General features: G+C 63.0%; 12 protein-coding genes. All 12 read right to left on the reverse strand.

All coding sequences use genetic code 11. The features are described from left to right. The 12 genes from V5F75_RS16450 to V5F75_RS16505 are packed head-to-tail and all read right to left on the reverse strand — an operon-like array spanning window position 1 to window position 9,334. The gene (locus V5F75_RS16450) at window positions 1-576 is read right to left on the reverse strand and encodes a phage baseplate protein (protein WP_394033861.1); all 576 of its coding nucleotides are present in this window, start codon (window positions 574-576) and stop codon (window positions 1-3) included. Window positions 577-582: 6 nt separating this feature from the next. After that, the gene (locus V5F75_RS16455) at window positions 583-2,583 is read right to left on the reverse strand and encodes a hypothetical protein (protein WP_394033862.1); all 2,001 of its coding nucleotides are present in this window, start codon (window positions 2,581-2,583) and stop codon (window positions 583-585) included. Further along, window positions 2,580-4,478 (reverse strand): D-alanyl-D-alanine carboxypeptidase family protein, encoded by a 1,899-nt coding sequence (locus V5F75_RS16460; RefSeq protein ID WP_394033863.1) that lies wholly within the window; start codon window positions 4,476-4,478, stop codon window positions 2,580-2,582. Before V5F75_RS16460 ends, V5F75_RS16455 begins: the two co-directional genes overlap by 4 nt. A 2-nt stretch (window positions 4,479-4,480) precedes the next feature. Then, window positions 4,481-4,627 carry a DUF6889 family protein gene (locus tag V5F75_RS16465; protein ID WP_394033864.1) on the reverse strand — a complete coding sequence of 49 codons (147 nt, stop codon included), beginning with the start codon at window positions 4,625-4,627 and terminating at the stop codon, window positions 4,481-4,483. Window positions 4,628-4,674: 47 nt separating this feature from the next. Further along, a complete protein-coding gene (locus V5F75_RS16470; RefSeq protein WP_394033865.1) occupies window positions 4,675-5,079 on the reverse strand; it encodes a phage tail assembly chaperone in 405 nt (134 codons plus the stop codon). Window positions 5,080-5,089: 10 nt separating this feature from the next. Continuing rightward, window positions 5,090-5,533: a tail tube family protein gene (locus V5F75_RS16475; RefSeq protein WP_394033866.1), complete on the reverse strand. Its 444-nt coding sequence runs from the start codon at window positions 5,531-5,533 to the stop codon at window positions 5,090-5,092. Between the two features lie 8 nt (window positions 5,534-5,541). Beyond that, entirely contained in the window at window positions 5,542-7,023 is a 1,482-nt protein-coding gene (locus V5F75_RS16480) for a DUF3383 domain-containing protein (RefSeq protein WP_394033867.1), read from the reverse strand. Between the two features lie 3 nt (window positions 7,024-7,026). Beyond that, on the reverse strand, window positions 7,027-7,611 hold the full coding sequence (locus V5F75_RS16485) for a phage neck terminator protein (RefSeq protein WP_394033868.1): 585 nt from the start codon (window positions 7,609-7,611) through the stop codon (window positions 7,027-7,029). Continuing rightward, the gene (locus V5F75_RS16490) at window positions 7,608-7,979 is read right to left on the reverse strand and encodes a hypothetical protein (protein WP_394033869.1); all 372 of its coding nucleotides are present in this window, start codon (window positions 7,977-7,979) and stop codon (window positions 7,608-7,610) included. The genes V5F75_RS16485 and V5F75_RS16490 overlap by 4 nt, the downstream gene beginning before the upstream one ends. Continuing rightward, complete coding sequence (locus tag V5F75_RS16495) at window positions 7,979-8,485, reverse strand: hypothetical protein (protein WP_394033870.1); 507 nt, start codon at window positions 8,483-8,485, stop codon at window positions 7,979-7,981. The genes V5F75_RS16490 and V5F75_RS16495 overlap by 1 nt, the downstream gene beginning before the upstream one ends. Before the next feature lie 14 nt (window positions 8,486-8,499). Beyond that, complete coding sequence (locus V5F75_RS16500; RefSeq protein ID WP_394033871.1) at window positions 8,500-8,910, reverse strand: DUF4054 domain-containing protein; 411 nt, start codon at window positions 8,908-8,910, stop codon at window positions 8,500-8,502. Window position 8,911: 1 nt separating this feature from the next. Next, window positions 8,912-9,334 carry a hypothetical protein gene (locus V5F75_RS16505; protein WP_394033872.1) on the reverse strand — a complete coding sequence of 141 codons (423 nt, stop codon included), beginning with the start codon at window positions 9,332-9,334 and terminating at the stop codon, window positions 8,912-8,914. Window positions 9,335-9,390 lie beyond the last annotated feature (56 nt).

Consider the following 9,390-nt stretch of genomic DNA (forward strand, 5'->3'; position numbering starts at 1 on the left):
TCAAGCGACGGCCATGCCACCTGACGACACCGGGATGGCTCCGGCCTCCTTAGGCTGGACCGTACCCCCGCTGCTGCTAGAGCTCGTCCGACCCGGATTGGCCTGTGTTCCAGGCGAACCGGAGCCGGACGCCGTGCCGGCCGAGACGGTCTGCGTGGACACAATGATGACTTCCCGGCAGAAGATGCGGGCCAGCAGCGCGAATTCCGCCGTGGCGTTGGTCGTGATCTCAAGGCCTGCAATCAGCATGTTGCTGTACATGCGCTTGCCGGTGACCACCGTGAATGGCTCTCGCGCGATCTGAAGCCCCTGAAGGGCCTCATACATCTGGCGCGAATAGCCCTGGTAGCCGCCGGAGCTATCCGACCACGCGCAACGAATCTCGACCTCGACCGGCATCATGAAAGCATGGTCGGAGATGGCCGCGCCCTTTTCGACCGGGTGGTTGGTAATGAACGTGGTGTCACGCCCCACCTCCTCCAGCACGATGTTGGGCCGTATCCCGCCGATCATGCGCTGCGACCCAATCAGCAGTGCTCCCAGGCCGCCGATGATTGTTTCGACAATCTCCGCCATGCATCCTCACACCAGCTGCTTGCCGGCAGCATCAATCATCGTGTCATTGGTGCGCCGTTGCGCCCGCTCCACAGAGCTCGCCGTTTCGTTCGGGTCGGCATCGCCGTCCACGTTGATTTCCGTCACCTGCTTGATGCGACCGTCGAAGGCCTCTTCAGGCGAGGCGGTTAGGGGCGCGGCCGCGAACCGGTCCTGTAGGGAGAAGGGCGTGCCATTGACATTGTCGGTACGGGAATCAGCCCCAAGCGCGGATCGGCGGTCGTCCCTCGGCTTGGGTAGGTCGTCCCTGGGCTCGTCACGACCGCCTTGGTCTTGCTGATGCCCGTCTTTGTTCCTCGCTTTTCCACCCTCGACCTGTTCTCGCTTGCGGCGGGCCCATTTGAGGTCTGGACCTTCGATCCCGAAGTTTTCACCTCCATAGCTTGAGGTGCGAGGCCCCCCAGCGAAGCCGACGCTACCCGAGGCGTTGCCGGTTGCGTAGCCAGAGCTGTTCGAGCCGCCGAGGACAGCCTCGATTGCCTTTTTGTGCTTCTCCTGAATCCTGGGATCTCTGGAATACCGTCTGGCTCTTTCGTGGGTTTCGCGCGGGAAGTAGGACCCATCCAACGTCTTACGCAGTGTCTGCCCTCTCGCATCTGCGCGATTCATGATGCTTTCGATGAAGGCCCTCTGAGCCTTCTCGCCCTGCCCCCCGACCTCTGCTTCCACATAAGCGGCTAAACGGGCGGCGACCTCCGGATCTTTCAGTTCATCCGCGAATTTCTGGCGATCCGCAGCAAGCACGCCAGAGGATTCCGCGTCAGACGACGGTGCGAAATCTCCAGGCGCCCCTGCGCCCCACCCATTCGAGTTTCCACCCCCGCCACTGCTCGCTCCACCACCCGAAGAATTGCCACCGCCGGCCCCGCCATGACCTCCGTTGCCGCCGGAAGAACCACCCAGCCATCCGGACGCCTTATCCCGCATGCGGCGCCAAAACCCGCGCGGCGTCGGTGGCGGCTTCGCCGGCGCCGCCGTCTGCGCGTCAGCGGAGGTCGTCGCCAGGATCATCCCTGCCAGCGCCAGGATGGCCGCCGCCAGCATGCCAACCGGACCGCCCATCCGCAGTGCCACTGCCGCCAGATAGGCCCCGCCGACGGCCTCCATCGCGGACACCAGTCCATCCCGCCCTGTGGCGGAGCGGATCATGTCCCGCGCCGCCCCCCACACCTCTGCCAATTTCGCAATGACGTTGGCCAACTCTCGGGCCAGAGCCACCGCCGCTTCCACGAGCCAACGGCTGAAAGCCACGATCTGCTCGGCATGCCTCTTAATCCACACGTCGAGGTCATCAATGATCGGCGCGACGGCGGGTGCGACCGAGGTCACAAGCGCATCCACCGTCAGCTCGAATTGAGCCACGAGCAGGCGGTAGCTCGCCATGAAGGCCACAGCGCCCTGCCCGTTGATCCCCTGGCTCATATCGAGCGCTTCAGCCTTCAGCCGGCGGATCTCACTGGCCTTTCCCCTGAGCTGGCTGTAGTCGCTCTCCGAAATGCCCAGCTGGGCCGCGATATTGGCCGCCTGGACATAGTCGCGCCCGTCAAGCGCCACGACGGCGTCAAGCAAGAGATCGGTCGTGTCCCGCAGCACGCCATTGGCGCGCGTCTGGACGCCTATGGCGCGCAACACCCCTTCTGTGCTGGGTAGGGTGCGGAGACGCTTGGCGAAGCCATCCATGACTCTCCCGGCCGCTCCAGATCCCATCCCAAGCTGCCTGAGCGCATAGGTGAGAGCCTGTAGATTGGACGCCGCCGACAGGGTCCGTTCTGCCGAGAACGCGAGTACGGAATATGCGTCGGCGGTCCTGACCACAATGGCGGTGACCGCAGCGGCGGCGCCCGCAAGGGCGGCCGCGATGCCCTTAGCGAGCTTATCGATCCCCTGGATCGCCTGGAGCCACTTCTTCTCGCCGGCCTCATCGACAGCCCAGCCGATCGAGACCAAGAACTCGCGCAGGTCGTTCATGCGAATGCGGAGCGGCCGTTGGAGAAGAGATCCGCGTTGATCCGCTGCTGCGCGCTCGTCACGGCATCCGACGTGCCCTGCGGGTCCTTACTGCCCGTGATGTTCACCTTCGTTTCCTGAGAGATGGAGACCGACCGCGATACAGGGGAGACAAGGGCGCTCTGGAGGCTACCGCCCATGAGAAGCGCCTGCTTTTGCATCAGATCGGCGCCGAAGCCCTCGGGAATCTTCAGGACGGGGGCAGCCACAGCGAGACGCTCGTCCTGAGTTCTCTGCTCCGGAACGGGTCCAGCATCCGAGCGCTGCTCGCGTTTCTGATCCGCCTCGTTGCCCCTCCCCTCGCGCCCATCGCTGCGCTCCATGTGCCAGTTTTCATTTGGGAGCGGGAACTTCAGTCCATACTCATTCGCGTGCTCGTGGACCCACGCCCTCGCTTCCGGGCTATCGAACTGGAGGTCGTACGCCTCTCCCTTGTTGTGCTGTGACCGCCCCGGCGGCGCCACCCACTTTCTTGCTTCTTCGGCAGAGCCGTATTTCTTGAGCGCCTCTTCCCACAACTGCCTTTGCCGGTCCTCAGAGCGATATCCTGATGTGACCCTAACGCCATTCTTGACGTAGTCGGGTGCCCCATCCAACATTTTCTGGAAGCGTTGTTGCAGCTCCGGATTTATCCCGTCTTTCTGCCTATCAGCGGAACTGTCCGCCCCCTGCTTACCATCTGCGCCCTGCTTGGGGGCGCCCTTGTTATCGACGGGCCCCATCCCGAACTTTTCACGCACCCAATTTTGCCCGCGCGTCCACCAATTGTCCGGATCCGCCGCCTTCCCGTTGATCGCGTCGTTGACCCCCGATCCGACGTCCAGCTTCTGCTGATCGGTCATGCCGAAAATGTCGTAGCTGATCCCGGCAATGGCGGCTAACGCGATAAACGCAGGATGGCGCATGAGTGTGGCTAGAACGGCCGTCATACGGACGAGCCACGTCCCCACCATGAAGATCATGACCGCATCCAGCGCCGCCTTGAGCCCGTTAGGCCCAACAAGCGCCTCCGACATGGCGATGAACTTGTCCACGACTGGAGACAGCGCTTTCGCCAACGCCGCGAGGTCCTTCACCAGGCCGACGACCGCCTCGACGATCATGAGGATCGCGGATCTGATCTCTTCGGAATGAGAGGCGACCCACTCGCCGAACTCCTTCAGATATTGAGATAGGACGGGCTGGAGATCCGTGACGATTTTGTCCATCACCAAGCTGACCGTCGTGGACAGCTGGCGAAACGACGTCATCAGCCGGTTGGAGCTCTCCGCGGCCTTATCTGGATCAACGCCAAGACTGGCGGCCTGACGGTTGTACTCGTCCTGGAACGCCTTGATTTTCGGCCACTGGGTGACGAGAACCTGGAACGACTTCTCGTCGATACCCAGAACGCCGGCGATCTGGGCCGAGACGTAGTAAGGCTTCTTCCCAAGGGTCTCGACGATGCCGTCGATGATTGCGGCCGTGTCCTTCAGCCGCCCGTTCTCGCGGGTGGCGACTCCAAGCGAATTGAGAAGCCCCTCGATGCCGGGACTTGTGCGGATCGCAGTCGCCACCCCGTCGATGGCTGCGGCCGCCTGCCCGCTCGACCCGCCCACCTGAGACAGGGCATAGGAGAGGGACTTGATGCTCGCGACGGTCGCATTTGACCGCATGGCCGCGAAATACAGGCTGTCGAAGTCAGAGGCGACCTTCAGCACGGTCGCCGTAATTGCGACGCCGGCCGCCGAAAGTGCCGCGGCGATGCCCGCGGCCGTCTTGGCAACGCCGCTCAGGATATCCTTGAACCGCGCCTCTTCCCCTTTTTCCACCTTGAAGCCAAGGGTGACGAGATAGTCCTTGATCGTCTCGGTCATCATCACCCCCGAGACATGGCGGCATTCACGCGCCGCATATTCTCGTCGCGCACTGCGATGGCGTCATTCAGGGTCGCCACGTCGCACAGATCGTATGTTCCGTCCCTCAGCTCCCTGAGCGTGCACAGGCGCTCAAGGACGGGGCGCATCAGCCAGTCCTCGCCGTTGGGCAAGCTGACCAACTCGACATCTGGCCCTACCGCACCGCCACGGTCGAAGCGGACGGAAGGGCGCCGGTAAAACTGGAGAGGTTGTCCTGGAGCACACGCGCAGCGATCTGCAGCATGACCGGCAGATCGACATCCGCGAACATCATGCGCTGTGCTCCGTCATTCCAGACAGGCGCATAACCCTGCCCCTGCTGCCGGCGCACCACAGACAGGCACGACTGGAGAACGTAGTTGCAATCCTCCTCCGGCATCGCTGCGATGGCCTTCATGACCGGCTCCAGGTCAGACAGCCCGCTATCCAGCGAGACGCCGCGCGCCAAGAAGGGCACCACCTCGGACACCACCGGGGCGAGCTTGCGGGCCACGTGGAACTGCCGGAAGGCATCCATGCGGTCAGAGCGATAGGAGACGCCGTTGATCTCGAAATCCATGGCTCAGTCCTCAGATTCCGGCGCCCAGGAAGCCGGCGATGCGGCCCACATCGAACGTCCACTCATGCGTGTTCCCATCCTTCGCGTAGGTGATATCGGGCACCTTCTTGAAGGCGACGGAACTCAGCGTGGAGCTGTCCATTCGGAAGATGTCCTGCACGGAGATGACATTGTTCCCCCAGAACGCCGGGCCGGAGCGCTGGTAGTTGTACATCGACATCAGCAGGTTGTTGACCGGCGACACCTTGAGCAGCCGGATGGTGATGATCCCGCCCTCGCCCGCATGCAGCGAGTGCATCGGGGTCCCATCGGCCCCAAGCATCATCGTGTTTTTGTCCTCGATGCGGGCGATGGTAATGCCTTCTTCGGCGGAGCCCGCTCCGTATCCGAGGGAGAACGCGCCACCGGGCCCATCAATGGACGCGGTCACGCTCATGAAGCTGTAAGTCGCCATGACGGGCCTCAGCGGTTGACGTAGACAGCGATGGTGACGAAGTGCACAGCCCCGGCGAGCTTGATCGCCACCTGGAACGGCACCGACTTGCGGGCCTCACGGTCAGCCTGGGACTGGGACGAGACAGGAGGGGCGTAGACGTAGTACCCTGCGGGGAGGTTGTCCCCCTGCGCCAGGGTGCCGAAGCCGGCCGCATTCCAGATGCCAGGAGCGACGAGGCCATTCTCCACGGCCTGCTGGCAGCACTTTTCGATCCGGGCTTTGATGAGGCCCATGCCCTCGTCGGTCTGCGGCACCTTGGTCCTCGACGTGTAGAGCAGGTTCCAGACTTCGGTCTGGATGTAGTTCTCCAGCCAGTCGGTGCCGTGCACTTCGTCGAAGAAGTAGCCGTTCGCCATCCAGCCCTGCTGGATGATGGCGGTCGAGTTGTCGTATTTGACGAACACGTTACAGTGCTTGGCGTCAAGCGCGCTCGCCTGCGTGACCGTAAGCGTTTCAGGAGTGACGCCGGGCTCCTGCTTGAACTTCATGGTGAGGGCGGTCTTGCTCCCCGTGAAGTCCACCGTTGCCGCACGACCAAAGAACGATGCGACAGCGTAGGCATCAGAAGAACTGTACTGCGTCCACGAGCGCTTGTATTTTACCGAACTGAGTAGATAGGCAAGGTCGGTGGTGGACGATGTCGAAAGTGCCGTGGTCGACGTGATCGTATACCCGATGACCCGCTTCTTACCCAGCCCCTCCACCACGGCCGAGGCCGCGAGCGCAACGTCCGTCGTCACCTGAGGCAACACGATTGCCGCATACCAGTCGCCAGAGGTGTCGGCGAAGGATGAGATGGCAGACGCCAGCGTTTCAGCCGCGACCCCCGACACCGCTCGATCCGCCGTCGCGCTGAGCATCTTCAATTTCGCGGAGATGTCCACCCCAGTCCCCGTCGACGAGGCATAGCCGACGGTTGAACTCGTGCCGGTCGATAGGCTCTTGATGATGAACTGGTTGCTGTTCGAGTCCCATATGCAATCCGCCCAGGACGATAGGGCCGTATCGATGATCGCGGCGACGCCCGGCATGTTCAGCGCGGTCGAAAAGTTCAGGTTCGACAGCGTGCGCGTCGATCCATCGATGTCGAGCTTCATCGATCCGGTGGTGATCGAGGTCCATGACGGCAACAGCTGTTCCGCTGTGGAAAGAACCCCGCCGACCAGGATGCCTCTTGTTGCCGTCTGGGCCCAACGGCCGATGTAGAGCAGAGAGGGTTGCGGGTCCTGCGAAAAGAACTGGGCCGCAGCGGCATATTCGGGATCGGACACCCCGAAATCGCCCCCAACGCCTTCGAGGCTCGCATAGGACCTCAGGCGCTGTGCCACGTCGATCACGTCTGTGATCCCGATCAGGAGGCCCGCGCCAAAATTGCGAGTGGGGGCGGCAGTGGGGGAGATCGTGACCGTGACGTTCACGACCTGTGTTACGGGCAAGCCCTTCGCCATCGGTCAGTTCTCCGTATCGAAACTCTGGTCATCCGGCCTGTCGCTTTGAATGGAGCCGACGCCGGATAGGACGTTGAGGATGGGATAGGTGCGAGACACTTGGCGCCTGAAGACAACCGAGATGTCCGCGCGCTGCACCCACTTTGTGTTGAGGAGATCGACCACACCGCGTGGAGCGCCGCCCTCGACGAAGACGATGCCGATGGGCGCGACCATCTCCCAGTTCTGTGGGATCTGAAGCCCGTCGCTGAACAGCGTTGCGTTGCCGAACCTGCTGGGGCCGTAGAATGATGCGAGGACCTCAAGGACCTCGGTCCGGTAGAGGGTGGTAGAGCCATCCCCAGACGGAGAATGGATCTGTGCGCCGTAGGCATCCGGGGTGAACCCGGTGACCCCGATGGCGCACCAATCCACGTTGATCTCCGGCATCTTCGGCGGCGTTGCCTGCCACCGGGGACGCACAAGCGTACCCGGAAGGCCGGTGATGCCGACGACCATGGCCTGCAGCGCATCGGTAAGGGCATCGTCATAGAGCGGCGCGGGGGTTGATGGCGCCAGATAGCCACCGGTAGCCGAAGAGTTGCTCATGCCGGGATCATCGGCTTGAGCACACAGAGCGCCGCAACAAACCCCGTCCCGTAACGGCTGTAGTCGTTGACGCCCACCACGACATAGCGATCCCCGAGGTATAGCAACTCGTCCGGAGCAAGGTCTCCACCGCCGGCAACCAGGCGCGCTTGCGTGTGGACGATGATTCCGCCCTTGATCCTGTCGGCCTCCGGCAAGCGCTCAAGCTCCTTGCCATTGGCCGACGTCACCACTGCCGAGATATTCGAGGGTACTTCGGTTGACGTGACCCGCCCATTGGAGCCGATGGCTTCTGTCGTCCGATAGAGCACGAGAGCGTCCGCGAACATCGGATCGGCGAGCACGTCCGAGACGTCAAGAAATGGCATTATTTCCCTTTCGGCCGCACGACGTAGGTGATCGAGTTGCGGTATTGTCCGGTGTCGATCAACGGCGTCTCACCGGTCCGGCCTCTGGCTTTTCGATCAGCAAGGGTCCGCTCTGCGAGCGGGGGCGGGATGACCTCGGTGATGACCATCTTCACAGCAGACGTCGCTTCCAGGCCCACCTTTTCGAGGGCGATGGATGCTGCGTCTGCGACCCCAGAGAGGGTACCTTTCGCGCCGGTCACCAGGTGGGAGGCAATCTTGTCCTTCGCGCGATCGATGCCGGGCATGAGGTGGGGACGGGCTGGGATGTTCCCTGCGGGAGACCCTAACTCATTGATGTAGCCGATGGTCGCGTTGTTGATCGGCTCTCCCCTCCGGGCCTCTTCCTCGGCCTCGGTTCGAGGGGCATTCTCATCCGGGATGCCAACAAGAACATCTTGTTTTGTCAGACCCTTTAGGCTGGCGATAACCCCGGAGACTTTGTTCTTGGTTGTCTGGATCTTCATGATAGCGACAGGCCTCAGGTGATCCGAGCCCGCCGGTTGGGGATGTAGTACGGGCCGGTGTTGGCCGCCTGGATCATCTTGTAGAGGCGGGTGCCGTAGCTGGTGGCGTTCCAGGCGCCGGCGCCGGCGATGGTGGTGGCGCCGGTGTCATAGGACACCGTCACCTTGTCCACCGTCTTGGAGGACGTCACGCCCGAGGCGCCCCCGCCAACGCCACCGAACGCCGCCGCCTTCGCGTCCTTGGCGCCCAGCGCGAGGTTGTGCGCCGCGAACAGCATGCAGGCCAGTTCGAAGTTGGCGCCGAAGCGCCGCGCGCTGAGCTGATTGGGCGCCTGCCCCAGCCAGAACGCCACCTGCGCCTCGGGAAAGGTCGCGGGGCTCGCGAACTCCGGGAAGACCGCGACGAAGGTGGCGTAATCGACCATGTCAGGCCGCCTTGGCTTCCGCCCTGGCAACCCCCCGCATGGGCTTCTCGGGGTCCAGGGCTTCCAGTCCGCACTTGATCTCCGCCTGCTCCTTCGCCTGCTTCTGGATGGAGTCGACACGCTCGGCGGCGAAAATGAGGCCATTTTTCACGGCGGGGTGCTCCGCATTCTGCCCGAGCCAAGTCGCCCAGAAGTCGGCGTCCACCCCCACGGTGACGGCATAGCCGCCCGCCACCGGGGCGTCGGGCGCCATGCCGAATGGCGCGGCATAGCCCTTGAGAACGACAGTTTCGCCGAGCTGGACTGCGATCTCAGTTTCCCGCGTGCCGCCGCCCATCACGGGCTCGGAATGCGGGATCATCTTGAAGACGCGCAGGGCAAGCCCATTGGGGAGCTTGCACGCCACGGAGACAGTTCCGGCCATGTGGCCTCCATAAAAAACGCCGGCGCGATGGGCCCGGCCGGCTGCTGTGAGGGGAA

Source organism: Xanthobacter albus, from assembly GCF_043194895.2.
GTDB lineage: Bacteria > Pseudomonadota > Alphaproteobacteria > Rhizobiales > Xanthobacteraceae > Xanthobacter.